25 protein-coding genes are annotated in these 25,889 nt (G+C 68.8%); 11 read left to right on the forward strand and 14 right to left on the reverse strand.

Translation table 11 applies throughout. From position 1 onward, the window contains the following. Positions 1-9: 9 nt before the first annotated feature. The 7 genes from fdhF (at position 10) to A3M1_RS0108580 (ending at position 9,657) form a co-directional block, all read left to right on the forward strand. Entirely contained in the window at positions 10-2,865 is a 2,856-nt protein-coding gene (fdhF, locus tag A3M1_RS0108550; RefSeq protein WP_018388538.1) for a formate dehydrogenase subunit alpha, read from the forward strand. 16 nt (positions 2,866-2,881) lie between these two features. Then, a complete protein-coding gene (fdhD, locus tag A3M1_RS0108555; RefSeq protein ID WP_018388539.1) occupies positions 2,882-3,730 on the forward strand; it encodes a formate dehydrogenase accessory sulfurtransferase FdhD in 849 nt (282 codons plus the stop codon). Continuing rightward, a complete protein-coding gene (locus A3M1_RS0108560) occupies positions 3,720-4,007 on the forward strand; it encodes a formate dehydrogenase subunit delta (RefSeq protein ID WP_198291125.1) in 288 nt (95 codons plus the stop codon). The genes fdhD and A3M1_RS0108560 overlap by 11 nt, the downstream gene beginning before the upstream one ends. Before the next feature lie 241 nt (positions 4,008-4,248). Then, the gene (locus A3M1_RS0108565) at positions 4,249-6,078 is read left to right on the forward strand and encodes a monovalent cation:proton antiporter-2 (CPA2) family protein (protein WP_018964146.1); all 1,830 of its coding nucleotides are present in this window, start codon (positions 4,249-4,251) and stop codon (positions 6,076-6,078) included. Between the two features lie 168 nt (positions 6,079-6,246). Continuing rightward, a complete protein-coding gene (gnd, locus tag A3M1_RS0108570) occupies positions 6,247-7,227 on the forward strand; it encodes a phosphogluconate dehydrogenase (NAD(+)-dependent, decarboxylating) (RefSeq protein ID WP_018388542.1) in 981 nt (326 codons plus the stop codon). A 16-nt stretch (positions 7,228-7,243) separates the two neighbouring features. Beyond that, entirely contained in the window at positions 7,244-8,788 is a 1,545-nt protein-coding gene (gene zwf, locus A3M1_RS0108575) for a glucose-6-phosphate dehydrogenase (protein WP_018388543.1), read from the forward strand. Further along, positions 8,785-9,657: a Cof-type HAD-IIB family hydrolase gene (locus A3M1_RS0108580; RefSeq protein ID WP_018388544.1), complete on the forward strand. Its 873-nt coding sequence runs from the start codon at positions 8,785-8,787 to the stop codon at positions 9,655-9,657. The genes zwf and A3M1_RS0108580 overlap by 4 nt, the downstream gene beginning before the upstream one ends. 121 nt (positions 9,658-9,778) lie before the next feature. Here A3M1_RS0108580 and A3M1_RS25835 read toward each other — a convergent pair whose 3' ends face one another. The 5 genes from A3M1_RS25835 to A3M1_RS0108605 all read right to left on the reverse strand — a co-directional run bounded on the left by A3M1_RS25835 (position 9,779) and on the right by A3M1_RS0108605 (position 15,385). Further along, on the reverse strand, positions 9,779-9,955 hold the full coding sequence (locus A3M1_RS25835; protein ID WP_018388545.1) for a DUF3096 domain-containing protein: 177 nt from the start codon (positions 9,953-9,955) through the stop codon (positions 9,779-9,781). Between the two features lie 365 nt (positions 9,956-10,320). Continuing rightward, complete coding sequence (gene glyS / locus A3M1_RS0108590; RefSeq protein ID WP_018388546.1) at positions 10,321-12,582, reverse strand: glycine--tRNA ligase subunit beta; 2,262 nt, start codon at positions 12,580-12,582, stop codon at positions 10,321-10,323. Positions 12,583-12,688: 106 nt separating this feature from the next. After that, positions 12,689-13,993, reverse strand: coding sequence for an MFS transporter (locus tag A3M1_RS0108595; RefSeq protein WP_018388547.1), 1,305 nt, complete (start codon positions 13,991-13,993; stop codon positions 12,689-12,691). Between the two features lie 29 nt (positions 13,994-14,022). Next, complete coding sequence (locus tag A3M1_RS0108600; protein WP_018388548.1) at positions 14,023-14,967, reverse strand: glycine--tRNA ligase subunit alpha; 945 nt, start codon at positions 14,965-14,967, stop codon at positions 14,023-14,025. Between the two features lie 88 nt (positions 14,968-15,055). Further along, positions 15,056-15,385: a hypothetical protein gene (locus A3M1_RS0108605; RefSeq protein WP_018388549.1), complete on the reverse strand. Its 330-nt coding sequence runs from the start codon at positions 15,383-15,385 to the stop codon at positions 15,056-15,058. Between the two features lie 173 nt (positions 15,386-15,558). On the opposite strand from A3M1_RS0108605, the gene xseA reads away from it, so the two are divergent. Then, complete coding sequence (gene xseA / locus A3M1_RS0108610; RefSeq protein WP_018388550.1) at positions 15,559-17,172, forward strand: exodeoxyribonuclease VII large subunit; 1,614 nt, start codon at positions 15,559-15,561, stop codon at positions 17,170-17,172. 96 nt (positions 17,173-17,268) lie between these two features. Beyond that, entirely contained in the window at positions 17,269-17,493 is a 225-nt protein-coding gene (locus A3M1_RS0108615; RefSeq protein ID WP_018388551.1) for a DUF2093 domain-containing protein, read from the forward strand. Between the two features lie 17 nt (positions 17,494-17,510). Here A3M1_RS0108615 and lpxK read toward each other — a convergent pair whose 3' ends face one another. The 5 genes from lpxK to A3M1_RS0108640 are packed head-to-tail and all read right to left on the reverse strand — an operon-like array spanning position 17,511 to position 21,719. Further along, positions 17,511-18,530, reverse strand: coding sequence for a tetraacyldisaccharide 4'-kinase (lpxK, locus tag A3M1_RS0108620; protein ID WP_026221226.1), 1,020 nt, complete (start codon positions 18,528-18,530; stop codon positions 17,511-17,513). A 5-nt stretch (positions 18,531-18,535) separates the two neighbouring features. Next, positions 18,536-19,831 (reverse strand): 3-deoxy-D-manno-octulosonic acid transferase, encoded by a 1,296-nt coding sequence (locus A3M1_RS0108625; protein ID WP_018388553.1) that lies wholly within the window; start codon positions 19,829-19,831, stop codon positions 18,536-18,538. A 6-nt stretch (positions 19,832-19,837) separates the two neighbouring features. Further along, positions 19,838-20,620: a lysophospholipid acyltransferase family protein gene (locus tag A3M1_RS0108630; protein WP_018388554.1), complete on the reverse strand. Its 783-nt coding sequence runs from the start codon at positions 20,618-20,620 to the stop codon at positions 19,838-19,840. Between the two features lie 15 nt (positions 20,621-20,635). Further along, positions 20,636-20,881, reverse strand: coding sequence for a DUF4170 domain-containing protein (locus A3M1_RS0108635; protein ID WP_018388555.1), 246 nt, complete (start codon positions 20,879-20,881; stop codon positions 20,636-20,638). Positions 20,882-20,909: 28 nt separating this feature from the next. Continuing rightward, positions 20,910-21,719 (reverse strand): 3'(2'),5'-bisphosphate nucleotidase CysQ, encoded by an 810-nt coding sequence (locus A3M1_RS0108640; RefSeq protein ID WP_018388556.1) that lies wholly within the window; start codon positions 21,717-21,719, stop codon positions 20,910-20,912. A gap of 217 nt (positions 21,720-21,936) precedes the next feature. Between A3M1_RS0108640 and A3M1_RS0108645 the strand changes: the two genes are divergently transcribed. Continuing rightward, positions 21,937-22,542 (forward strand): DUF6101 family protein, encoded by a 606-nt coding sequence (locus A3M1_RS0108645; protein WP_245261617.1) that lies wholly within the window; start codon positions 21,937-21,939, stop codon positions 22,540-22,542. A gap of 39 nt (positions 22,543-22,581) precedes the next feature. On the opposite strand, the gene A3M1_RS0108650 is transcribed toward A3M1_RS0108645, so the two are convergent. Next, positions 22,582-23,259: a YoaK family protein gene (locus A3M1_RS0108650; protein WP_018388558.1), complete on the reverse strand. Its 678-nt coding sequence runs from the start codon at positions 23,257-23,259 to the stop codon at positions 22,582-22,584. Positions 23,260-23,399: 140 nt separating this feature from the next. Continuing rightward, positions 23,400-23,747 carry a hypothetical protein gene (locus tag A3M1_RS0108655; protein WP_018388559.1) on the reverse strand — a complete coding sequence of 116 codons (348 nt, stop codon included), beginning with the start codon at positions 23,745-23,747 and terminating at the stop codon, positions 23,400-23,402. A gap of 191 nt (positions 23,748-23,938) precedes the next feature. Here A3M1_RS0108655 and A3M1_RS0108660 point away from each other — a divergent pair, with 191 nt between their 5' ends. Further along, positions 23,939-24,634 (forward strand): TIGR00266 family protein, encoded by a 696-nt coding sequence (locus tag A3M1_RS0108660; protein ID WP_018388560.1) that lies wholly within the window; start codon positions 23,939-23,941, stop codon positions 24,632-24,634. Between the two features lie 38 nt (positions 24,635-24,672). Here the strand turns inward: A3M1_RS0108660 and A3M1_RS0108665 are convergent, their stop codons facing one another. Continuing rightward, the gene (locus A3M1_RS0108665) at positions 24,673-25,224 is read right to left on the reverse strand and encodes a chromate transporter (RefSeq protein WP_018388561.1); all 552 of its coding nucleotides are present in this window, start codon (positions 25,222-25,224) and stop codon (positions 24,673-24,675) included. Beyond that, entirely contained in the window at positions 25,221-25,856 is a 636-nt protein-coding gene (locus tag A3M1_RS0108670; RefSeq protein ID WP_018388562.1) for a chromate transporter, read from the reverse strand. Before A3M1_RS0108670 ends, A3M1_RS0108665 begins: the two co-directional genes overlap by 4 nt. Between the last annotated feature and the right edge of the window lie 33 nt (positions 25,857-25,889).

The following is a 25,889-nucleotide window of genomic DNA, read 5'->3' on the forward strand; positions in this document are numbered from 1 at the left end:
GGACGCCCCATGTCACTCGTCCATGAGATCGACTACGGAACGCCCGCTCCCAAGACCGACAAGATGGTGACGCTCACCATTGACGGGATGGAAGTGACGGTGCCGGAAGGCACCTCCATCATGCGCGCGGCGATGGAGATGGGAACGCAGATCCCCAAGCTCTGCGCCACCGACACGTTGGAAGCCTTCGGCTCCTGCCGCCTGTGCCTGATCGAGATCGAGGGCCGCAACGGCACCCCGGCCTCCTGCACCACGCCGGTGGCGCCGGGCCTGAAGGTCCACACCCAGACCCCGCGCCTCGCCCAGCTGCGCAAGGGGGTGATGGAGCTCTACATCTCCGACCACCCGCTGGACTGCCTGACCTGCGCCGCCAATGGCGACTGCGAATTGCAGGACATGGCCGGCGCGGTCGGCCTGCGCGAAGTGCGCTACGGCATGGAGGGCGCCAACCATTTCGCCCCCTCCTCCGAGCTGGTGATGCCGAAGGACGAGTCGAACCCGTACTTCACCTATGACCCGGCCAAGTGCATCGTCTGCAATCGCTGCGTGCGCGCCTGCGAGGAAGTGCAGGGCACCTTCGCGCTGACGATTTCCGGCCGTGGCTTCGACAGCCGCGTCTCGCCCGGCCAGTCGGAAGCCTTCCTCACCTCGGAATGCGTGTCCTGCGGCGCCTGCGTGCAGGCCTGCCCGACCGCCACCCTCTCCGAGAAGCGGCTGATCGACATCGGCACCCCCGAGCATTCGGTGGTGACGACCTGCGCCTATTGCGGCGTCGGCTGTACCTTCAAGGCGGAAATGCGCGGCCAGGAAGTGGTCCGCATGGTGCCGTGGAAGGACGGCAAGGCCAATCGCGGCCATAGCTGCGTCAAGGGCCGCTTCGCCTGGGGCTATGCCATGCACCAGGACCGCATCCTCAAGCCGATGATCCGCTCCAAGGTCACCGAGCCGTGGCGCGAAGTGTCGTGGGAAGAGGCGATCGCCTACACCGCCTCCGAGCTGAAGCGCATCCAGGACACCTATGGCCGCAAGTCGGTCGGCGGCATCACCTCCTCGCGCTGCACCAATGAGGAGGCCTATCTCGTCCAGAAGATCATCCGCGCCGGCTTCGGCACCAACAATGTCGACACCTGCGCCCGCGTCTGCCATTCGCCGACCGGCTATGGCCTGAACCAGGCCTTCGGCACCTCGGCGGGCACGCAAGACTTCGATTCGGTCGAGGATTCCGACGTCATCCTGGTGATCGGCGCCAACCCGACCGACGGCCACCCGGTGTTCGGCTCGCGCATGAAGAAGCGGCTGCGCGAGGGCGCGAAGCTGATCGTCATCGATCCGCGCCGCATCGACCTCGTGCGCTCGCCCCACGTCACGGCGGACTACCATCTGCCGCTGCAGCCGGGCACCAATGTCGCCGTCGTCACCGCGCTGGCCCATGTCGTCGTTACCGAAGGTCTGGTGAACGAGGAATATGTCCGCCAGTTCTGCGACTGGGAGGAATTCCAGGACTGGGCCGAGTTCGTCGCCGATGCGCGCCACTCGCCCGAGGAAGTCGAGAAGCTCTCCGGCGTGCCGGCCGAGCAGATCCGCGGCGCGGCCCGGCTCTACGCCACCGGCGGCAATGGCGCGATCTATTACGGCCTCGGCGTCACCGAGCACTCGCAGGGTTCCACCACGGTGATGGCGATCGCCAACCTCGCCATGGCGACCGGCAATATCGGTCGTCGCGGCGTCGGCGTGAACCCGCTGCGCGGCCAGAACAACGTGCAGGGCTCGTGCGACATGGGCTCGTTCCCGCATGAGCTGCCGGGCTATCGCCACATTTCCGACGACGCCACCCGCGCCACCTTCGAGGCGATGTGGGGCCGCCCGCTCGACCCCGAGCCCGGCCTGCGCATTCCCAACATGCTGGACGCCGCCGTCGACGGCACCTTCAAGGCGATCTACATCCAGGGCGAGGACATCCTGCAGTCCGACCCGGACACGCATCATGTCGCCTCCGGCCTCGCGGCGATGGAGCTGGTGATCGTGCAGGACCTGTTCCTGAACGAGACCGCCGCCTATGCCCACGTCTTCCTGCCGGGTTGCACCTTCCTCGAGAAGGACGGCACCTTCACCAATGCCGAGCGCCGCATCCAGCTCGTGCGCAAGGTGATGGCGCCGAAGAACGGTTATGGCGACTGGGAAGTCACCCAGATGCTGGCCCGTGCCATCGGCATGGACTGGAACTACACCCACCCCTCGCAGATCATGGATGAGATCGCCGCGCTCACCCCGAGCTTCGCCGGCGTGTCGTTCAAGAAGCTCGACGAGATGGGCTCGGTGCAGTGGCCCTGCAACGACGCCAATCCCGAGGGCATGCCGATCATGCACATTGGCGGCTTCGCGCGCGGCAAGGGCAAGTTCGTGCTCACCGAATATGTCGCCACCGATGAGCGCTCCGGCCCGCGCTTCCCGCTGCTGCTCACCACCGGCCGCATCCTCAGCCACTACAATGTCGGCGCGCAGACCCGCCGCACCGAGAATGTGGCCTGGCATCCCGAGGACGTGCTGGAAATCCACCCCCATGATGCCGAGCAGCGCGGCGTGCGCGACGGCGACTGGGTGCGGATCGACAGCCGCGCCGGCTCCACCACCCTGCGCGCGCAGATCACCGACCGCGTGGCGACGGGCGTGGTCTACACCACCTTCCACCACCCGACGACGCAGGCCAATGTCGTCACCACCGACTTCTCGGACTGGGCCACCAACTGCCCCGAGTTCAAGGTGACGGCGGTGCAGATCGCCCGCTCGAACGGCCCGTCCGAGTGGCAGGAAGACTATGACGAGTTCACCCGCCAGAGCCGCCGCATCGCGGTCGCGGCGGAGTGAGCGGAGCCCTGCGTCGATGATCGCGCCGGTCGCCCGCGTCTCGCGCCTGGCCGTCACCCCCTCGGGGGCGACGGTGGGCGAGCGGGCGATCCCCGAGGAAACGCCGGTCGCCATCGTCCATAACGGCTCCACCTATGCCGTGATGATGGCGACGCCGGCGGACCTCGACGATTTCGGCTATGGCTTCAGCCTGACCGAAGGCGTGATCGACAGCCTCGCCGACGTGCAGTCGATCGAGACGCTGGAATTCGAGGACGAAGCCGGCGTGCTCGGGGTCGAGGTGCGGCTGTGGCTCGACGAGGCGCGCGCCGGCCAGATGGTGGCGCGCCGCCGGCAGATCGCCGGGCCCACCGGCTGCGGCCTGTGCGGGGTGGAAAGCCTGGAGCTGGCGGTGAAGCCCGCCCGCACCGTGGCGGACGGGGCGCGCTTCTCCGCCACTGAGATTTCCCGCGCCGTGGCCTCGCTGCCGCCGGCGCAGCTGCTGAACCACCAGACCCGCGCCGTGCATGCGGCCGCCTTCTGGGAGCCCGCCACCGGGTTGGTGGCGGTGCGCGAGGATGTCGGGCGCCACAACGCGCTCGACAAGCTGGTCGGCCATCTCGTCCGCGAGGGGCATCAGGCGGGCGGCGGCATGGTGCTGCTGACCAGCCGGGTGTCGATCGAGATGGTGCAGAAGACCGCCATGCTCGGGGCCTCGGTGCTGGTGGCGGTGTCCGCCCCCACGGCGCTGGCGCTGCGGACGGCGGAGAAGGCGGGCATCACCCTCGTCGCCATCGCCCGCGACGACGGATTCGAAGTCTTTACCCACCCCCATCGCATCGTGCTGGACGGGGCAGAGAAGGAGCGTATCGCCCATGTCGGCTAACACGATGGAACGTCTGGTCTACATGGCGAACCAGATCGGCAAGTTCTTCGAGCCGCAGGGCCGGGAAAAGACCGTCACCGGCGTCGCCAAGCACATCAAGGATTTCTGGGACCCGCGCATGCGCGCCCGGATCGAGGACCATATCGCCGGCGGCGGCGAGGGGCTGGCGCCCGACGTGCTGGAAGCGCTGCGCTCGCTGCCCAAGGTGAGCCGCGACACCATTCCCGCGCCGCGCCCGACGCTCGACGTGCCCGGCCCGACCGCGCACCACCACTGATTCGGCCGATTCAAACAGGGGGCCGGCACGCCGCGGGGCGCTGCCGGCCTTTCCATGTCGGCGTCATGCGCCGCGACTTCCGTAAGGGCATGCGCCGCCAGCGTTTTTCCGGAACGCACGTTTTCACGCAATTGCCGCCCGCCGCGCGAATTCTTCACCGCACCATCACGCTTCCGCCATCGGCGCGCGTCATCCGATCCTCTACTGTGGTGCCGGGCAGCGGGCGGAGGATGGCGGGTCCATGCATGAAGACGGACACGGATTGCTGCTGGGGGCGCTGGTGTTTCTCGCCACCGCCGTCATCGCCGTTCCGGTGGCGCGCCGGCTCGGCCTGTCGCCCATCGTCGGCTACCTGCTGGCCGGGGTGGCCATAGGCCCTTCCGGCCTCGGGGCGTTCGACGATCCCGAGCGGATCATCACCGTCGCCGAGATCGGCGTGGTGCTGCTGCTGTTCATCATCGGGCTGGAACTGCAGGTCTCGCGGCTGCTGGCGCTGCGGCGGGCGATCTTCGGGCTGGGCACGGCGCAGCTTCTGTTCAGCGGCGCTGCCATTGCGGTGCTGACCCATTATGCCGCCAACGGCTTCGACTGGCGCGGCGCGCTGGTGGCCGGCATGGCGCTGGCGCTGTCGGCCACCTCGATCGCGCTGCAGCTGCTGGAGGAGAAGGGCGGCCTCGCCCAGCCTTACGGCCAGCGGGCCTTCGGCGTGCTGCTGTTCCAGGACATGGCGATCGTGCCGCTGCTCGCCTTGCTGCCCTTTCTCGGGCAGGGCGCGCATGAGGAGCACAGCTTCCTCGATTCAGCCAGGCATGTGGCGATCATCGTCGGGGCGATGCTGCTGATCGTCGGCGCCGGGCGCTATCTGCTCACCCCGCTGTTCCGCATCCTCGCCCGTTCCGGCGCCCGCGAGGTGATGACGGCGGCGGCGCTGCTGGTGGTGCTGGGGGCCGGGGCGCTGATGGCGGCGGCCGGCATGTCGATGGCGCTGGGCGCGTTCCTCGCCGGTGTCATGCTCTCCGAATCGAATTTCCGCCACGAGCTGGAAGCCAATATCGACGCCTTTCGCGGCCTGCTGATCGCGCTGTTCTTCATGGGCGTGGGCATGTCTATGAACCTGGCGGTGGTGTTGGCCAACGCGCCGCTGCTCATCATCGGCACCTTGCTGGTCACGCTGGTGAAGGCGGTGTCGGTGTGGGCGGTGTTCCGCTTTTCCGACAGCACGCGGGCTGACGCGGTGCGCTCCGCCTCGGTGCTGACCCCGGCGGGCGAATTCTCCTTCGTGCTGTTTCCGCTCGCCCTCGGGCTCGGGCTGATCGATTCGCGCCAGTCCGACATGCTGGTCGCCTGCGCTGCCATGACCATGCTGCTTGGTCCGCCGGTGGCGCTGCTGGGCGAGCAGCTGGCCCGGCGGCTGGATCGCCGCGCCAGCACCCTGCCGAGCGAGGATTTCAGCGACGCCCATGGCTCGGTGCTGGTCGTCGGCTTCGGCCGCTTCGGCCAGATCGTCTCGCAATGCCTGCTGGCGCAGGGGATGGAGGTGACGATCATCGACAATGATGTCGAGATGATCCAGAACGCCGGCCGCTTCGGCTTCCGCATCTATTACGGCGACGGCACCCGGCTCGACGTGCTGCGCGCCGCCGGCGCCGAGCGGGCACGGGTCGTCGCCGTCTGTGTCGACCGGCGCCAGACCACCGACCATATCGTCGAGATCATCCGCCAGAACATGCCCGATGTGCGCCTGCACGCGCGGGCCTTCGACCGGACCCATGCGGTGGCGCTGCGCGGGCGCGGGGTGGATTACGAGATTCGCGAGACCTTCGAATCGGCCCTCGCCTTTGGTGAAGCCGCCCTGCGCGCCAATGGCATCGACGCCGCCACCGCGCAGGCCACCGTGGCCGATGTGCGCCAGCGCGACCTGGAACGGCTGCGCCGGCAGCTCGCCGAGGGCGAGGATCGCGGGCCGCTGCCGCTGGAACCCGAGCCGCTGATCGCTCCCGAGCGTCCCGCGCGCCCGCTCAATCCCGAGGCCGAGGACGTGCTGAAGCACGAAACCGAGTTCTCTTCCTGAGTTGTGATCGCGCCGTTACCGGTCGATGGCGGCGCTTTCTCACCCGACCCGTTCCAATTGTCGCATGGTCGGCATAGGCTTGGCCTAGACATTCGGCTTGAATGCAACGGGCGCCGGCCCGGGCCGCGGGGTTCGCGGGCGCTGGCGTCGTATCGGGGAGAAAAGCAGATGCAGCTCGGAATCGTTGGCCTTGGCCGCATGGGTGGCAATATCGCGCGCCGTCTCACCAAGGCGGGACATGACTGCGTGGTGTGGGACCGCAACGAGGCCGCCGTGACGGAGCTGGGTGGCGAAGGCAACCGGCCCGCCGCCGACCTCGGCGATCTCGTCGCCAAGCTCGACGCGCCGCGCGCCATCTGGGTGATGCTGCCGGCCGGCGCGCCGACCGAGGGCACCATCGCCACGCTGGCCGGCCTTCTGTCGCCGGGCGATGTCATCATCGATGGCGGCAACACCTTCTACAAGGACGACATCCGCCGCGCCGCCGAGCTGGAGCCCAAGGGCCTGCACTATATCGACGTTGGCACCTCAGGCGGCGTGTGGGGCCTGGAGCGCGGCTACTGCATGATGATCGGCGGCACCAAGGAAGCGGTCGACCGGCTCGACCCGATCTTCGCCGCCCTCGCCCCCGGCCTTGGCGACATTCCCCGCACCCCGGGCCGTGAAGGGCGCGATTCGCGTGTCGAAAGCGGCTACATGCATTGCGGGCCGGCCGGCTCCGGCCACTTCGTCAAGATGGTGCATAACGGCATCGAATACGGGCTGATGCAGGCCTATGCCGAAGGCTTCGAGATTCTCCGGCACAAGGATTCGACCGCCCTGCCCGAGAATGAGCGCTTCACGCTCGACCTCGCCGATGTCTCCGAAGTCTGGCGCCGCGGCAGCGTGGTCTCCTCCTGGCTGCTCGATCTCTCCGCCATCGCCCTGACCAAGGACGAACAGCTGAGCGATTTCCCCGGCGAAGTCGCCGATTCGGGCGAGGGCCGCTGGACGGTGATGGCGGCGATCGAGGAGGCGGTGTCCGCCGAAGTGCTTTCCGCCGCGCTCTACACCCGCTTCCGCTCGCGCCAGGACCACACCTTCGGCGAAAAGCTGCTGTCGGCCATGCGCTTCCAGTTCGGTGGCCACACCGAATTCAAGTCCAAGTAAGCGGCGGACGCGATCCATGGGAAGCGAGTCCGTCGTTCTCGGCCAGAAGGTGCTGGCGCCCGATACGGCGCCGGCACCGGCCTCGACCTTTTTCATCTTCGGTGCCTCGGGCGATCTCACCAAGCGCCTGCTGCTGCCCTCGCTCTACAACCTCGCCCATGAGGGCGTGCTGGTCGACGACTTCGCCATTGTCGGCGTCGACCATGTCGCGCAGAGCGAGGACGATTATCGCGCCTTCCTCACCGACGCGGTGCGGGAGCTGCCGGGCTCGGTCGACCCCGAGGGCGAGACCTGGCGCTGGCTGATCAGCCGGATCTTCTACGTCTCCGGCGATTTCGAGGACCCCGCCACCTATGGGCGCATCCGCGAGCGGCTGGACCAGCGCAAGGCGCAGACCGGCAATGCGGTGTTCTATCTCGCCGTGGCGCCGCGCTTCTTCGCCACCATCTCCGAGCAGCTCGGCGCCGCCGGGCTGCTGAAGGAGGCGGAGGGCGCCTTCCGCCATGTCGTGGTGGAAAAGCCCTTCGGCTCCGACATGCCGTCGGCGAAGGCGCTCAACCGGCGCCTTCTGGCGGTGGCCGACGAGCGCCAGATCTACCGGATCGACCATTTCCTCGGCAAGGAAACGGTTCAGAACATGATGGCGCTGCGCTTCGGCAACGGCATTTTCGAGCCGATCTGGAGCAAGGAATATATCGACCATGTCCAGATCACCGCCGCCGAGACGGTGACGGTGGAGCAGCGCGGCGGCTTCTATGACGCGACAGGCGCGCTGCGCGACATGGTGCCGAACCACATGTTCCAGCTGCTCGCCATGACCGCGATGGAGCCGCCGAACTCCTTCGATGCCGACGCGGTGCGCTCGGAAAAGACCAAGGTCATCGAAGCCATCCGCCATATGCGCCCGAGCGAGGCGATCGGCGCGGCGGTGCGCGGCCAGTACCGCGCCGGCTTCGTCAATGGCGAGGCGGTGAAGGACTATCGCGACGAGAAGGACGTGCATCCCGACAGCCGCACCGAGACCTATGTGGCGCTGAAGTGCTTCGTCGATTCCTGGCGCTGGAACGGCGTGCCGTTCTATGTCCGCACCGGCAAGGCGCTGGCGGTGCGGCGCACCGAGATCGCCATCCAGTTCAAGCGGGCGCCGGGCGTGCTGTTCCGCCATTTGCCCACGGCGCTGAAGCCGAACCTGATGGTCATCCATGTCCAGCCGGACGAGGGCGTGTCGCTGCGCTTCGCCGCCAAGGTGCCCGGCCGCAAGGTCAAGCTCTCGGATGTCGAGATGAGCTTCAAATATGCCGACTACTTCAAGGCGGCGCCCAGCACTGGCTATGAGACGCTGATCTATGACTGCCTGTGCGGCGACCCCACTCTGTTCCAGCGCGCCGACACGATCGAGGCCGGCTGGGAGGCGGTGGAGCCGATCCTGGAGGCGGTCAGCGGCGGCGAGAACGAGGTGCAGTTCTATTCCGCCGGTTCCAGCGGTCCGGCCATGTCGGACGTGATGCTGGCGCAGGACGGCTTCCAGTGGCTTCCGCTCGAAAGGGATCGCCCGCGATGAGCGTATCGAACCTCGCTGAGGCAATTGACGAGCGCGGGGGCGCGGCTAGCGCCCCCTCCTCGCGCATCCGCCTCATGGTGTCGGATGTCGACGGCACGCTGGTGAACAAGGCCAAGGAGGTGGCGCCGGCCACGGTGGAGGCGGTGCGCCGCCTCCACGCCGCCGGCATCGCCTTCGCCGCCGTCTCGGCCCGCCCGCCGCGCGGCATGAAGCTGATGGTCGAGGCGCTGAATGTCGATCTGTTCGGCGGCTTCAATGGCGGCTCCATCCTGCGCCGCGACTTCTCGGTGGTGGAAGAGCACTTCGTAGCGGCCGACGCGGCCCGCGCCGGCATCGCCTTGATGAAGCCGCGCGGCGCCTCGATCTGGGTGTTCGCCGACAATGAGTGGTTCGTCACCGACCCCGACAGCACCTATGTCGCCGGGGAGACCCGCACCGTGGCGTTCCCACCGACGGTGGTGGAGGATTTCGGCGACCACATCACCCGCGCCGGCAAGATCGTGTTCTCCTCGACCGATTTCGACATGCTGGCGGCGAGCGAGCCTGAGCTGCAGGCGCTGGCGGGCGCGGGCGCCACGGCGCGGCGCTCGCAGGCCAAATATCTCGACATGACGCCGCCCGGCACCGACAAGGGCTATGCGGTGCGCGCCTTCGCCCGGCACTATGGGGTGGCGCTCGACGAGGTGGCTGTTATCGGCGACATGTCGAACGACCTGCCCATGTTCAGCACGGGCGGCCTCGCCATCGCCATGGGCAATGGCGCGCCGGAGGTGAAGGAGCAGGCGCATTTCGTCACCCTCACCAATGAGGAGGACGGCGTCGCCCACGCCATCGACCGATTCGTTCTGCCGCGCGGCCCGCGCGCCTAGCGCGCGTCTCTCTCAACCGTGACAAACAATCGACCGGGCGGCTGGCACAGGCGCCCGGTCCCGTCCGCTCGGGCGACGCCGGACGGCGGCGGTCAGCCCGGCGGCGCGCGTGAAGTTGGGGTTAGATGCCGAGCCGCTGGCCGATATTCTCCAGCCCACCGGTGCCGAGCAGCCCGGAAATGCCGATGAAGATCAAATAGATGGCGACGATATAGGCGAGCAGGCGCGGCATGATGAGGATGAGAATGCCGGCGATCAGCGCGACGATCGGCTGAATGGCGATGATGTTGATGTCCATGGGACGCTCCGCTGGGTGGTAGCGACATAAGCCGCCGCGCGCAGGATGGTTCCGCGCCCGCGCCGGCGCAAGCGGGGGCAGGGCGGGGCCGTTGTCATTCGTCCAATGGCCGTCAGGACCGTGCCCTCTACCTCCCCTCGCCCAGGGGATGCCGGTGTGGTGGGGCAGCGTGGCCCCTTCGCGGTCATCCATCGGGACGTCATCCTGAGGTGCGCGCACAGCGCGCCTCAGGATGGTTCTCGGTGCGGCAGGCGTTGGTTTCGATCTTGGGCGCCGGCAATGCGCTGAAAAGCCATGGATCCCCGGGTCAAGCCCGGGGATGACGGCGTGGGGCGCAGGGGCCGCAGGTGAGGGCGTGTGCGCCCCTACCCCTCGATGCGGTCGAAATCGGCGATGGAGCGGGTGGCGGCGCGGATGTCGGCGAGCAGGCGCAGGCGGTTGACCCGCAGCACCGGGTCCTCCGCATTCACCGTCACCTTCTCGAAGAACGCATCCACCGGGGCGCGCAGCCCGGCGAGCAGCGCCATGGCGGCCTCGAAATCCTCACGCGCCAGCGCCTGTTCGATCTGCGGGCCGAGCGCGGCGATGGCGTCGGCCAGCGCCCGTTCCTCCGGCTCGTGCAGCAGCACCACATCGACGCCGCCCTCATAGGCGACGCCGTCCTTCTTCTCCTCGATGCGCAGGATATTCGCCGCGCGCTTGCTGCCGGCGAGCAGGTTCTTACCGTCCTCGGTGGCGAGGAAACGGCCAAGGGCTTCGACGCGCTTCACCACGAGGAGAAGGTCGTCCTGGCCGGGAAGGGCGAACACCGCGTCGACGAGGTCATGGCGCGCGCCGGCTTCGCGGAGACTCACCTTAAGACGACCCGCAAAGAAGGCTAGAAGGTCAGATCCAATAGCAAAAGCCAAATCCTTACTCATGTCGATGAAATCGAGAGCTGAGCTAGGCTGAACGTTATCTGCGATAACGTCCCTCAGCTCACGAATTTTTTCAGGATCGAAATTGATCTGTTCCAGTTCGCTAATTTTCTGATCGGCCTGAGCTAGCTGGTTGAATCTCTTTCCAGCCAGATGCATGCCAATTGTTCTCGCGACGGGGATTATCAAACGGCCCCTTACTTCGTTCTCCAACATAATCCTAATTACGCCCAGCGCGGCGCGGCGGAGCGCGTAGGGGTCCTTGCTCCCCGTCGGCTTCTCGTCGATGGCCCAGAAGCCGACCAGCGTGTCGAGCTTGTCGGCCAGCGCCACGGCGATGGAGACCGGCGCGGTGGGGACAATGTCGGTCGGGCCCTGCGGCTTGTAGTGTTCTTCCGCCGCGGCGGCGATTTCCTCGGGCAGACCTTCAAGCCGGGCGTAATAGCGGCCCATCAGCCCCTGCACCTCAGGGAATTCGCCCACCACTTCCGTGCGCAGATCGCTCTTGGCGTAGAGCGCGGCCTGCTCCGTGAGGTCCGGGTCGGCGCCCACCACAGGCGCCAGCGCCTTCGCCAGCGCGGCGATGCGGCGGATGCGCTCCAGCTGCGAGCCGAGCTTTTCGTGGAAGGTGACGTTGCCGAATTTCTCCAGCCGCTCGGCCAAAGGCACGGTGGCGTTGGTCTTCTGGTCGGTCTCCCAGAAGAACTTGGCGTCCGACAGCCGGGCGCGGATGACGCGCTCATTGCCGGCGATGATCGCGGTGCCGCCATCGCTGGCGGCGAGGTTCGACACCAGCACGAACTTGTTGGCGAGGCGCCCCGTGGTGGGGTCCCTCAGCACGAAGCATTTCTGGTTGATGCGGATGGTGGCGCGGATCACCTCGTCAGGCACGTCGAGAAAGGCCGGGTCGAACGACCCCATCAGCACCACGGGCCATTCCACCAGCCCGGAAATCTCCTCCAGCAGGCCGGCATCCTCCACCAGCTCCAGCCCCTGCGCCAAAGCGAGGTCCTTGGCGTCGTTGAGGATGATGTCCTTGCGGCGCTCGCGATCGACCACCACGAAGGCGGCCTCCAGCTTCGCCATCCAGTCTTCCAGCCGGCGCACGCGGATCGTGCCCTCGGACAGGAAACGGTGGCCGCGCGTCACATCGCCGGAGCGGATGCCGTCGACCTCGAAGGCCACCACTTCCGGCTCCTCGGTCTCGGGGCCGAAGGTGCACAGGATCGACTGCAGCGGGCGTACCCAGCGCAGCGTGGTGGGGCTGGACGAGCCCTTGCCCCAGCGCATCGATTTCGGCCAGGGGAAGGCGCGGATCACCTGCGGGATGATCTCGGCGATCACCTCGGGCGTGGCGCGGCCATGCTTGTGCAGGTGGGCGACATAGAACTCACCCTTCCTCGGGTCGCTCTCGATGCGGGCCTGGTCGATCGAGGCGAGGCCGGCGGCCTTCAGGAAGCCGTCGATTGCGCCTTGCGGGGCGCCGACGCGCGGGCCCTTGCGCTCCTCATGCGTGTCCGGCTGCTGCGCCGGCAGGCCGTGCACCGCCAGCGCCAGCCGGCGCGGGGTGACGAACGCCTTGGCGCCCTCATAAACGAGGCCGCGCTCCACCAGCGCGTCGGTGACGAGCTTGCGCAGGCTTTCCGCCGCGCCGGCCTGCATGCGGGCGGGGATTTCTTCGCAGAACAGTTCGAGCAGAAGATCGGGCATGGCGCTGCGTCACGTCGGCTGGCGGGCGGCACCGTGCGGGGCGCGCCCTTGCGGGAAGGTCGCGGGACGCCTAGCACGTCGCGCCCCGCGAGGGGAGGCGTCACGTTCAGGAAAGCGCGCGGCCGCGCCCTTCCTTCATCGTCAGCGCGGCAATGAGCGAGAGCGCGGCGACCCCGATGAGATAGGCGGCCGGCCCCATGTCGAACTGTTCGCGGTTGACCAGATACACCGCCACCATCGGCGCGGTGCCCCCGGCAAGGCCGAGGGCGAGATTGTAGCTGAGCGAGAGCGCGGTGCAGCGTGTGGCGGGGCGGAACATCTCCACCAGCACGCAGGGCATCGGCCCGGCATAGGCCGCCATCAGCACGGCGAAGCCGAGCTGGCCGGCGAGGGCAGAGAAGGCATCGCCCGAATCCAGCAGGAGGAACAGCGGCCAGGAGAACAGCACAAAGCCGATCAGCCCGCCGCAGATCACCGGCTTGCGCCCCACTCGGTCCGACAGCGCGGCGAAAACCGGCGCCAGCCCCAGCACCACCACCATGCTGATGGTGTTGATCTGCAGCGACAGCCGCTCGGTGAGCCCGTCCACCTGCTGCATATAGGTCGTGAGATAGACGAACAGCATGTAGAAGCTGACGCCGAGCGTGAGGTTGAGCACCGCCGCGCGGATCATCTCCCGCCCGTCCGCGCGCAGGGCCTCCACCAGCGGCAGCCGGCCGGGGCGGCGCGGCCGCGCGGGCGCCGCCCGCTCCTGCGAGGAGCCGCGCAGATAAAGGGTGAATCCGCCGAGCAGGACGCCGAGCAGGAACGGAATGCGCCAGCCCCAGGCGATGAGGTCGTCCGTGCTCATCAATGTCGCGGTGGCGGCCCCCACCATGGAGCCGAGCAGCGTGCCGCCCGACGCGCCGCAGCCGGCGAAGGAGGCGATGAGCCCGCGCCGGCGCACGGCCGCGTTCTCCGCGAGGAAGATGGCCGAGGTGGTGTATTCGCCGCCGATGGAGAGGCCTTGCAAGAGCCGCAGCACCAGCAGCAGCAGCGGCGCCGCCGCGCCGATCGCCGCATAGGTCGGCAGCAGGCCGATGGCGACCGTCGAGGCGGTCATGGTGGCGGCGGAGATGAACAGCGCCTGCCGCCGGCCATGGCGGTCGCCGATATGGCCGAAGACGATGCCACCGACCGGGCGCATGACGAAGGAGGCGGCGAAAATCCCGAAGGCGGCGATCAGCCCGACAAAGGCGTCGCTGTCCGGGAAGAAGTTCTTGGCGAAGATGGCGGCGAGGAAGCCATAGGCGGCGAAATCGTACCATTCCAGCGCATTGCCGAGCGCCCCGGCGAGGAGCGCGCGCGGGCCGGCCGGCACTGTATCGGCGGGCCCGGTATCGGGATAGGACGCAACGTCGAGGCTGGACATGGACGCGGCTCCCGGCGGATTGGAGAGGATCAGGGCGCGGGAGTGCCGCCTGCCGCGGTGGCCAGCCAGGCCGCGCCGCAGGCCTTGGCCAGCTCGCGCACGCGCAGAATGTAGCTCTGCCGCTCGGTGACGGAAATCACCCCGCGCGCGTCCAGCAGGTTGAACACGTGGCTGGCCTTGATGCACTGGTCATAGGCCGGCTGCGCCATCAGGTGACGGGCCTTGGTGCCGTCTTCCCAGCCCGCTTCAAGATATTTCGCCGCCGCGCTCTCGGCCATGCGGAACTGCTCGAACAGCATGTCGGTGTCGGCATGCTCGAAATTGTGCCGGGAATATTCCTCTTCCGCCTGCAGGAACACGTCGCCATAGGTGACCTTCTCGTCACCCTCGCGGCCGTTGAAATTGAGGTCGTAGACGTTCTCGACCCCCTGCACATACATGGCGAGGCGCTCCAGCCCATAGGTCAGCTCGCCCGCGACGGGGGCGCACTCGAAGCCGGCCACCTGCTGGAAATAGGTGAACTGCGAGACTTCCATCCCGTCGCACCAGCACTCCCAGCCCAGCCCCCAGGCGCCGAGCGTCGGGCTTTCCCAATCGTCCTCGACGAAGCGCACATCGTGCAGGTTGAGGTCGATGCCGATGGCCGACAGCGAGGCGAGGTAGAGGTCCTGCAGGTCGGCGGGCGAGGGCTTCAGGATCACCTGGTACTGGTAATAATGCTGCAGCCGGTTCGGGTTCTTGCCGTAGCGCCCATCCTTGGGCCGGCGCGAGGGCTGCACATAGGCCGCCTTCCACGGCAGCGGCCCGAGCGCGCGCAGCGTCGTGGCGGGGTGGAAAGTGCCGGCGCCGACTTCCATGTCGTAGGGCTGCAGCACCACGCAGCCCTTGTCCGCCCAGAAGGCATGGAGCGCGAGGATGAGCCCCTGGAACGAGTTGTCGGGGCGCATATGCGGCGGCAGGGCGGGATCGATCATGGAATGAGCCGGCGGTTGGCTTGAAAAGGCGGCGCAACCTAGGCCGGGCAAGACATACGATCAAGCTCGGCAACGCATCAGCCGTACCCTAATCTGGGTTTGAACGAGCACGGGGCTTGTACTGAAAGTCATGCAAACGCTTCCGGGCGCGCGCCAGTTCGCTATCATCGAACAGTGAATGCCACCGTTCATCCTCAATCACGACTGCCTCAACCGTGAGGTCCAGCCGGCCTCGCAGATGGAGTGCGGTGTAGCCATCTGAAGGTTTGGGCGAGTTAATCAGAGTTTTTGCGGTACGAAGACCGCCATTATCGGTGAGCATTTGAAGGAAAATAGTTGCATTGTACCCAGCCTCGATCTTGGCACGGCGATATACCTCGAACATAGCCTGATCGAACAGCTTTTCGATATCTATCATCTGATGCTCCGCCACAACGCCATACCGGCCGACGTAAGTTTATCACTCTGATACGTAAAATAGAGATTCGCCAGACCTATTGTTGTTGAAGCGAGAAGTGTACCGGGACTAACGTCATCTGACGCCCCCGCCGCCCCGTTCCCGCCCGGAACGAATCCGACTATCACTTCCCCATGCCCGACACGCTCGACGAATCGCCTGTCTCCAACGCCCCCGACTGGACCGTCTCGGAACTTTCCGGCGCGCTCAAGCGCACGGTGGAGGATTCCTTCGGCCATGTGCGCGTGCGCGGGGAAATCTCGGGCTATCGCGGGCCGCACTCGTCGGGGCACGCCTATTTCAGCCTGAAGGACAGCAATGCCCGGCTCGACGCCGTGGTGTGGAAGGGCGTGTTCGGCCGGCTGCGGATCAAGCCCGAGGAAGGGCTGGAAGTGGTCGCCATCGGGCGCATCACCACCTTTCCCGGCAAGTCCTCCTACCAGATCGTCATCGAGCAGCTGGAATTCGCCGGCGCCGGCGCCATCATGGCGATGCTGGAGGAGCGCAAGAACCGCCTCGCCGCCGAAGGCCTGTTCGCGGCCGAGCGCAAGCGGCGCCCGCCTTTCCTGCCCCGTGTCATCGGCGTCGTCACCTCGCCGACCGGGGCGGTGATCCGCGACATTCTGCACCGGCTGAACGATCGGTTTCCCCGCCATGTGCTGGTGTGGCCGGTGCGGGTGCAGGGGGATACGTGCGGCGCCGAGGTGAGCGCGGCCATTCGCGGCTTCAACGCGCTCGCCCCCGGCGGGCCGATTCCCCGTCCCGATGTCATCATCGTCGCGCGCGGTGGCGGCTCGCTGGAAGACCTGCTCGGCTTTTCCGAGGAGAGCGTGGTGCGGGCGGCGGCCGACAGCGCCATCCCGCTGATCTCCGCCGTCGGCCATGAGACCGACGTGACGCTGATCGACTTCGCCGCCGATCTGCGCGCGCCCACCCCGACGGCGGCGGCTGAGATGGCGGTACCGGTGCGGGCCGATCTCGTCGCCGAGGTGGCGCAGCTGCACGCAAGGCTGCGTGCCAGTTTCGCTCGCGGGCTGGAGCGGCGCCGGAGCGACCTGCGCGGGCTCGCCCGGCTGCTGCCGAGCGCCGATGCGGTGCTCGCCGTGCCGCGCCAGCGCCTCGACATTGCCGGCCAGCGCCTGCCGAGGGCGCTGAAGGCCAATGCCGGCGCCCACCGCCTGCGGCTCACCCGCGCCGAGAGCCGCCTCACGCCGTCGACTCTCACCACCGCCCTTGCCCGGCGGCGCGAGCGGGTTGCCGTCGTGGCCGCCCGGCTGCCGCGCGGGCTGAGCGCGACCACCGCCGGCCACCGGCTGCACCTCACCCGCGCCGAATCGCGGCTGCGCCTGATCGCGCAGTCCCAGCGCGACCGTCGCGACCGCGGCCGCGAGCGGCTGGAAAATCTGCGCACGCGGCTGCAGCGCTGCCAGCGCCAGCAGGCGCTGGAACGTGCCCGCCGGCTCGATGGCGTCGCCAAGCTGTTGACGGCGCTGTCCTATAAGGGGGTGCTCGCGCGGGGATTCGCGCTGGTGCGCGCCGGCTCCGGTGCGCCGGTGCACGCGGCGGCCGGCATAAAGGCGGGCGACGCGCTGGAGATCGAGTTCCGCGACGGCCGCGTGGCGGTGCAGGCGACAGCCAGCGCCCCTGACGCGCCGCCCTCGCCTTCCCGCCCGGCGCGCAAGCCGGCGAAGGCGCGCCCGGCCCCCTTGCCGGAGCAGCCCCGCCAGCCCACCTTGTTTGACAGCTGAGGGCCGCACCGCCGATACGTAGTGGCAACGGGCTTGCCGGACCCCCGGCCGGGTCTTTATTGTCGCGGCAACCGAACCGACAGGATGAGCGGGACCATGAACCGCTTCGAACGATTCTCCGCCTCGGGTGAAGCCGAAGTGCGTTATCTCGACGGCGACTTCCGGGTCGTGCGTCCGGGCACTTTCGTGCGCTGCGCCGTGACCGGCGAAGCCATTCCGCTCGACGAGCTGCGCTATTGGAGCGTGGACCTGCAGGAAGCCTATGCCACGCCGGAAGCGGTGCTGGCGCGGCTCTATCCGGACCGGCTCAAGCCGGGCTGACACAAGGCCGGAACGGCCTAATGCTCGCGCGGGCCGGCTTCCAGCCCGCCCAGCATGCGCTCCAGCGCCTTGGCGCTTTGCGGCTCCAGCGCCATCCGCACCGGCAGCACGTCGGACACCTCGATCAGATGCTGGCCGATCTCGCTGCCGGCGAGGCGCATGGCGTCCTTCTCGGTGGTGACGAGCAGGAGATCCATCGCCTCGGCCTGGGCGCGCAGCTCCTGCACGTCGGAGGCGGTGTAGACGTGGTGATCGGGAAAGGCCCGCGTCACGACAGGCAGCACGCCGAGCGTGCGCAGCGTCTCGAAGAACTTGGCCGGCCGGCCGATGCCGGCATAGGCGAGAACGCGCTTGCCGAACAGCCGCGCCACCGCCTGCGCCTCCGGCGCCAGCCTGCCGCGCAGCACCACGATGCCGGCGGCATAGCCCTCGCGGGCCGCGCGCTCGCCGGGCGCGCCCTCGCCGATGACGAGCAGCGCCTGCGCCCGTTCCAGCTGCGGGGCGAGCGGTGCGCGCAGGGGGCCCGCCGGCAGGCAAAGCCCGTTGCCGATGCCGACCCCGGCGTCGATGACGAGGATCGACAGCGACTTCGCCAGCGCCGGGCTCTGGAAGCCGTCATCCATGATCAGCACGTCCGCCCCCGCCTGCGCCGCCGCCTGGGCGCCGGCCAGCCGGTCGCGGGCGACGAAGGTGGGGGCGCTGCGGGCCAGCAGCAGGGGCTCGTCGCCCACCTCGTCAGCGCCGTGCAGCAGCGGGTCGACCCGCACCGGGCCCTTCAGCCGGCCGCCATAGCCGCGGGTGAGCACCGCCGGCTTGTGGCCGCGCAGGGTGAGCCGGCGGGCGATCTCGATCACGGTCGGCGTCTTGCCGGCCCCGCCCACGGTCGGGTTGCCGACGCAGATCACCGGAACGCCGACGCCCATGCCGGGTCGGCGCAGGCGGGCCAGCGTCGCCCCGCCCACCAGCGCGCCGAGCGGCGCCAGCAGCTGTGCCAGCCGCCCGCGTTCCCGACGCCACCAGAAAGCGGGTGCCCGCATGAAATTCAATGCCTCTCCAGCTGGATCTGTACCAGATAGGGATCGATGGCGCCCAGCGTGCGCTCCAGCGCGCCGCCGAAGCTCTCCACCGTGACCTGCGCCGCCGCGACCATCTTCTGCCGCGAGGCGCCGTCGGCGAGCAGCATGTAGATGGCGGCCGCCAGCGAGCGACCATCGGTTGCCAGCGCCGCGCCGCCGGCCTCGTCGAGCCGGGCATAGAGCGCGTTGAAATTGGTCACATGCGGCCCGTGCAGGATCGCGGTGTCGAGCTTGATCGGCTCGATCGGGTTCTGCCCGCCCTTGCGCACCAGCGAGCCGCCGAGCAGCGCCACCGGGCCGAGGCGGTAGAATAGGCCGAGTTCGCCGATCGTGTCGGCGACATAGATGGCGGTGCCCTTGTCGGGCCGGTAGCCGTCGCTGCGCAGCACCGCCGGGCAGCCCGCCGCCGTCGCCAGCTGCACCACCGCTGTGCCGCGCTCGGGATGGCGCGGGGCGATGACGGTGAGCAGATTCGGCAGTTCCTTGACGAGCCGCTGATGCGCCTCGATGACGATTTCCTCCTCCCCCGCATGGGTGGAGGCGGCGACGAACACCACCCGCCCCGCCGTCGCCAGCCGCAGCGCGTCGAAGGCGGCGATGTCGACCGGCGGAGGGGGGGCGTCGAATTTGAGGTTGCCGGTCACAGTGACGCGCGGCGCGCCGAGCTGGCGCAGCCGCTCGCCATCCTCCGCCCCCTGCGCCAGGCACAGATCGACCCGCGCCAGCAGCGCCGACACGCTGCCATGAACACGCCGCCAATTGGCGAAGGAGGAGGGCGACATCCGCGCATTGACCAGCACCAGCGGCGTCGACCGGGCGTTCACCTCCAGGATGAGGTTCGGCCACAATTCGGATTCCACCAGGAGGACGAGGTCCGGCCGCCAGTGCTTGAGGAAGCGGCGCAGGAAGAGCGGCGAATCCAGCGGCACGAATTGGTGCGGCACATCGGGCGGCAGCCGCGCCTGGGCGAGCCGCGCCGAGGTCAGCGTTCCGGACGTGAACAGCACGCGAAAGCCACGCGCGCGCAGCCGCTCGATCAGCGGCAGCACCGCGATCATCTCGCCGACGCTGGCGCCATGCACCCACACCAGCGGCCCGCGCGGGCGCGGCGCGCTGGCCCGGCCATAGCGCTCGGTGAGCCGCGTGCCGTCCTCCTTGCCGCGCCTCAGCCGACGCGCCAGCAAAAGGCCGACAAAGGGCGTCGCCAGCCAGGTCGCCATCCGGTAGAGGCGCACGAGAAGGGGGGAGCGGGCGCGAGCCATGGCGCGCTAGCCGTTGCGGGAGGTGGCGGGCGCGGTATTCCCAGCCTTCGTCGCGGTGGCCGCGGCCTCGGCGGCACGCTTGCGGGCGAGCGCCTTTGCCTCCTCCGGCCGGCCGACCAGTTCCTCGGCGCGGGCGGTGGCGACCTCCAGCTGGCGCTGCACCTCGCGCCGTGCCGCTTCCAGCTCTGCCGGCCCGGCATCGGCCGCCACGATCACCCCGTCGCCGGCGACCACGGCGGCGCGGCCGAAGGGCAGGTGAATGGCCGACTTGTCCCAGGAACGGGCGAGGATGCGCCGCGAGGTGGCGATGGCGACCGGGTAGATCGGCCGGCCCGAATGCTTGGCGATGGTGACGACGCCGAGGCCGGCGATGCGCGAGATCTTCGGCACGTCCGCCGTCATCGCCACATTGGTGCCCTCAGCCAGATGGCGGATCATCTCCAGCGTGGCGTTGAACCCGCCCTTGGTGCGGAAATCGCGCCCCTGCGCGCCCGAGCCGCGCACTGCCCCGATGCCGAGCGCTTCGGCGGCGATAGCGTTCACATCGGCATCGGCGCTGCGCGAGATCATCACCTTGGCGCGGTGATAGGGCCGCACCAGGAAGGGGGTGAGGAAATGCTGGCCGTGCCAGAAGGTGAGGATCATCGGCAGCTGGGCGTCAGCCAGCTCATAGAGATTGGCCGGCTCCATCACCACGCGCTGGGTGCGCCAGACCAGCCGGAGATAGGACGCCATGCCGCGCCCGAGAACGGTGCGGACCGTCGGTGAGGTGCGCAGTCGACGCCACATGCGGGAAGCCGGCGGTCAGCTGGTCTTCGCGCTGGCTTCCGGGTCCAGCAGGCGATGGAGGTGCACGATGAAATAGCGCGTCTGCGCCTGGTCGACCGTCTGCTGCGCCTTCGCCTTCCAGGCGGCGTGGGCGGTGGCGTAGTTCGGAAACACGCCGACGACGTCGAGCGCGTCGAGATCCTTGAAGGTGACGCCGTCGATCTTCTCCAGCTCGCCGCCGAAGACGAGGTGCAGAAGCTGGGGACTGGTGGTCTCGGGCATTCCTGTCACGTCCTCTGCTCGGGGGTCGTCAGCGCGCCAGAGCCACAAGGGCCGGATGCAGCAGGCTGCCGGCGGAAACCAGCGCCCCATGCCGCGGCACCGGCGCGTTATAGGCGAGCGGACGGCCGTCGAGCGTGGTCAGCCGTCCGCCTGCTTCGTGCACCAAAAGGTCCGCGGCGGCAAGGTCCCAATCATTACCGTTGGGCGAGGCCAGCGCCGCGTCAAGCTCGCCGGTGGCGACCCGGGCGAGGCGCAGCGCCAGCGAACGGATGCGATCGACCCGGCGCCAGCTGCCGGCCCGGTCGAGATGGGCGAGCCAGGGGGCCGGGCCGTCGATCACGGCCCCGTCCAGCGCAGGGGTGGCGGAGACCCGGATCGGCTGGCCGTTGCGCGTCGCCCCGCCGCCCAGCACGGCGATGAAAAGCTCCTGCGTGACGGGCGCGAAGAGGGCGCCGGCAATGGGGCGGCCATCCTCCACCAGCGCCGCCTCGACGCACCAGTCGGCGCGTCCGGCCATATAGGCGCGGGTGCCGTCGATGGGGTCGACGATCCACACCCGGCGCCGCGCCAGGCGGGAGGGCTCGTCCACCGTCTCTTCCGACAGCCAGCCATAGTCCGGCCCGAGGAGGCTGAGCCGCTCGCGCAGCATTGCGTCGACGGCGACGTCGGCCTCGGTGACGGGGGAATCATTGTGCTTGGACCAGCTCTTCACGCCGGCGCGGAACATCTCCACCGCCACCGCGCCGGCCGCGACCACCGCTTCGGCCAGATGCTGCGCCGCGACCGCGGGGTCGGCGAGAGGATCGGGGCGGGGCAGGCCGGCGGCAAAGGTTGGCATGGGTTCCATTGGCGGGGAGTACGCGGGAGAGGTGAGGAATGCAAACGCGATATCGGCATTGCGAGCCATTCCGACAAGCTTTCATCAAGCATAGGTGCCATTCCCCGCCGAGAAGAAACCGTCAACCATCTCCCTTAAGCGGGCCGGCAACCGCCCGCGACTAGGGTGTCCCCACGACCGAGGCCACAGAGCCAGAAGATCGGCGGGGAGTTGCGTGATGCGTCAACGGAAGATGGAAGCACAGATGGGGCCGATAATGTCGGCGGCGGCGGGCGGGCCCTATGTGGCGCTGGCGCGGCCGAGCGGGCCGGAAGGCTGGCCGCTGCGGTTCGACGCCGCCGATGCCGGCGCTGATGACAGCCGGCGCCAGATCGAGATCGGCCTCGACGAGGTGGTCCTGCGCCGGCGCGTGGCCGGGGTGGCGATGAAGGCGGCGCGCCCGCTCACCTCTTATCTCGGGCTCGCGGTGGCGCTGCTCGACCCGGAGGGTGACGATGACGGCGTCGCCATCGTGCTGGTGCATGAGGATCCGGCGCTGTCGGTCACGCTCTACAGCGCGCCCCATATCGACGATGTGGTGGCGGAATGGCGGGGCTGGAGCGCGGCGCTCGGCCGGCCGATGCTGGTGACGCAGGCGGATGGGTGCCACCGGCCGGCCTATGCGATGATCGGCCGGCTCACCCTTGGCGAGGTGCGCGGGCGCCGGGCGCGCCGTGGCGCGCTCAAGCACCGCCGGCCGAGCGTGTATCGCCGACGCGGCGCCGGCCGCCCGGGCGAACTCACCGTGCATCGCGGCGAGCGCGAGCTGAGCGCGCGCGACTAAACCCGAGGCCCCTAGGTCGCCGCCTGTCGGTCGCCCCCGTCAGTCGCCACCTTGCCGCCCGAAGGGATGCGCCAGATGGCCCTGGAAGGCGAAGGCGGTGACGGTGAGGCCCGCCAGCAGCAGGCACGCGGCCGCGAGCGCCGGCACCAGCCCGCTTGCCGCCAGCAGCAGGGCGCCGATGCCGGCCCCGGCGACGAAGGATGCCCATGAGCCGGCATAGGCGAGCGCCTCCACCGGCCCGACGCGCCCCTTAGCCCAGCGCGCCAGCGCCTGGCCGAGGCCGAACAGCGCCCCGGTGACGAAGCTCTTGCCGATATCCGCCCCGGCGATGACCTGATGCACGCTGTTCTGCATGCCCATGGCGAGCGCCACCGGCAGCAGCGTCAGCTGGCCGGCATCAAGGCCGGCCACCCCCGCCGCCAGCGCGAACAGCACCACCTCGCTGCCCAGAACGGCGACCAGCTTCCACTCCCCCACCGCGTCGGTGATCAGCGTGCCGAAGAAGGCGCCGGCGACAAAGCTGGCAATGACCGAGGCGGTCAGCAGCGCCAGCGGCCAGTGCCCCTGGGCCAGCTGGATGCCGAGCCGGGTGCTGTTGCCGCTCATGAAGGAGAGGAAGAGCCCACCGAGATGGGCGTAGCCGACGGCATCGACGAAGCCGGCGACGAGAGTGGCGAAGGTGGCGAAGAGAAGCGGGCGGGAACCGGCATCGGTCATGGAAGCTCTCATGTCCCGCCGCCCGGCAGGGGGGTGGCACGGCGGGAAGGGTCAATAAAAAAGGGCGCAAGAGGCGCCCTTCTTCTTCTCAATTGGCATTTTCGCGTTTGGCGCGGCCATTTCATCCGCGCGCGGACGCCTCAGGGGCAGACATGCACCCAGCCGCCACCCCAGCCGCGACGCCAGAAGCAGTTCGGACGCAGCGGCGGGCCCCAGCCGCGGGCATAAGGGGGCACGTACCAATTGTTCCAGTTCGGCCGCCAGAAGCAGCGGAACGGGCCGCAGACCCAGCGCACCGTCTCGGTGAGCGAGGTCGCGGGGGCGAGGATGTCCACGGCGGCGGCGGCGGGCGTGGCAAGGCCCGGCGTGGCGACGCCGGCTTCGGCCGAGCCGAGACCGCCGGCGGTAAAGGCCGCGAAGACGAGAGCGACGGCGAAGACAGCGCGGCGCAGCTGCGCCAGAGCGGACGTGAGGAAGGGATAACGCATGAAGCACTCCCAGGGGAAAGATGGCGATAACGAGGCAAGATAACACGGGCCTTGCGTCGCACCAGCCGTAACCCCATGCGGCAGCGGAAATTTTCGTCGGGTAATGCGGTGGCGGGCGACAGCGCGCCGCGCGCCGCTTAAGGTCGACGCGCGCGCCCTGCGCCGCGCGGCACTCATCCCGGAGACCTTCCATGCGCTCGAAGATCATCGGCACCACGCTCCCCGTTCTCGAACTTCAGCTCGACGCCGGCGACCGGATCGTCGGCGTACCGGACCAGCTGTCCTGGATGTCCGGCGACATCGCGCTCACCACCTCCACCGCGGGGGGCGGGGCGGGCGGATTGCTCGGTTTGATGAGCCGGGCGGTCTCGGGCGGCGGTCTGTTCATGACCGAGTTTCATGCCGAGCGCGGCCCCGGCAATGTCGCCTTCGCCGCCAAGCTGCCCGGCAGCTTCGTGGAAATCGAGATCGAGCCCGGGCGCGGCTATCTCGTCCATCGGCACGGCTTCGTCTGCGGCAGCCCCGGCATTGAGGTGACGACCGCTTTCCAGCAGACGCTGGGCGGGGCGGTGTTCGGCGGCGAGGGCTTCATTCTGCAGAAGCTCGCCGGCCGGGCCAGCGCCTTTATCGAGCTGAGCGGCGAGCTCGTCACCTATGAGCTGCAGGCCGGCCAGCAGCTGCTCGTCCATCCCGGCCATGTCGGCCTGTTCGAGGAGAGCGTGTCCTTCGAGCTGACGACAATGCGCGGCATACGCAACGCGCTGTTCGGCGGCGACGGGCTGTTCCTGGTGCGGCTCTCAGGCCCCGGCAAGGTGTGGCTGCAGAGCCTGACGGCGCCGGGCCTCGCCCATGCGATCAGCCCCTATCTGCCCGAGCGCCGGGGATAGAAGGCGCAACTCAGGGCAGGGGCGTCAGGGCGGCGACATCAGTTCGGCGGCATGCCGGCGCCGGTGCCGCTGAGCAGAGCGAGGCCCACCAGCCCGCCGCCCAGCACCAGCAGCGCTGGGTTGATTTTCTTCACGCAATAGACCCCGGCGAACACGGCGAAGGCGATGATGATGGTGAGCCGGCCATCGATCGCCGTGCGGGCGATGGAAATGGTGCCCGACGCCATCAGCCCCACCACCAGCGGCGCCAGTCCCTGCTGCAGCGAGCGGCGCCAGGGCGAGCCCTCGAAATGGTCCCACACCCGCGAGGCGGCCCAGGAGATCGCCCCGGCCGGCAGGAAGAAGCCGACAAAGGCCATCAGCGCCCCGAGAAAGCCGGTGACGTGGTAGCCGATGACGATGACCATCAGCATGTTCGGCCCGGGCACCACCTGGCCAAGGCCGTAAATGTCGCGGAACTGGTCGTCGGTCAGCCAGTGATGGGTGCCCACCACCAGCGCCTTGGTTTCCGGCAGCACGGCGGCGCCGCCGCCCACCGCGAGGATCGACAGCAGCGAGAAGACGCCGAGGACCGACAGGTTCTCGTTCATGAGGCTTCCCCTTCGCCCTCGCCGGAATCGCCCTTGCGCGGCCGGAACAGGAATACCGCCACCGGGCCGACAGTGAGCAGCACCCAGACCAGCGAAATGTGCAGGAAGCTCACCATCAGCACGGTCGCGGCGATGATGGCGACGTTCAGCATCTGGCCGAGCTGCTTGTGGCCGATCTGCAGCGTGACCGCCGAGAGCATGCCCACCGCCGCCGCCCCGACCCCGACCAGCGCGGCGTTGACATAGGGGTTATGGGCGTTGGCGGCATAGGCGACGCCCAGCGCCAGCACCATGCTGCCGCCCGGCAGCGTCATGCCGGTGAAGGCGACGATGGACCCGGCCACGCCGCGCAGCCGGTCGCCGACGATGATGCTCATATTGGTGGCGTTGAGGCCGGGCAGCGCCTGGGCGATCTCCAGCGCCGAGAGGAAATGCTCCTCGTCGAGCCAGCCCCTCTTCAGCACCAGACTGGCCCGCAAATACGCCACCACGCCACCGCCAAAGCTGACGGCGCCGATGAACAGGAAGGTGACGAAGATGTCCCACAGCCGCACGTCCTGCGGCACCGCATAGGCGGACGGCGCCTCGGCGGCAGGCGCCGCGCCCGGAACAGGCGGGGGGGGAGGGCTCATGGCGGGGGCGGTTCCCAGATGCGAGGGGGCGGC

This window comes from Ancylobacter sp. FA202, assembly GCF_000380205.1.
Lineage (GTDB): Bacteria > Pseudomonadota > Alphaproteobacteria > Rhizobiales > Xanthobacteraceae > Ancylobacter.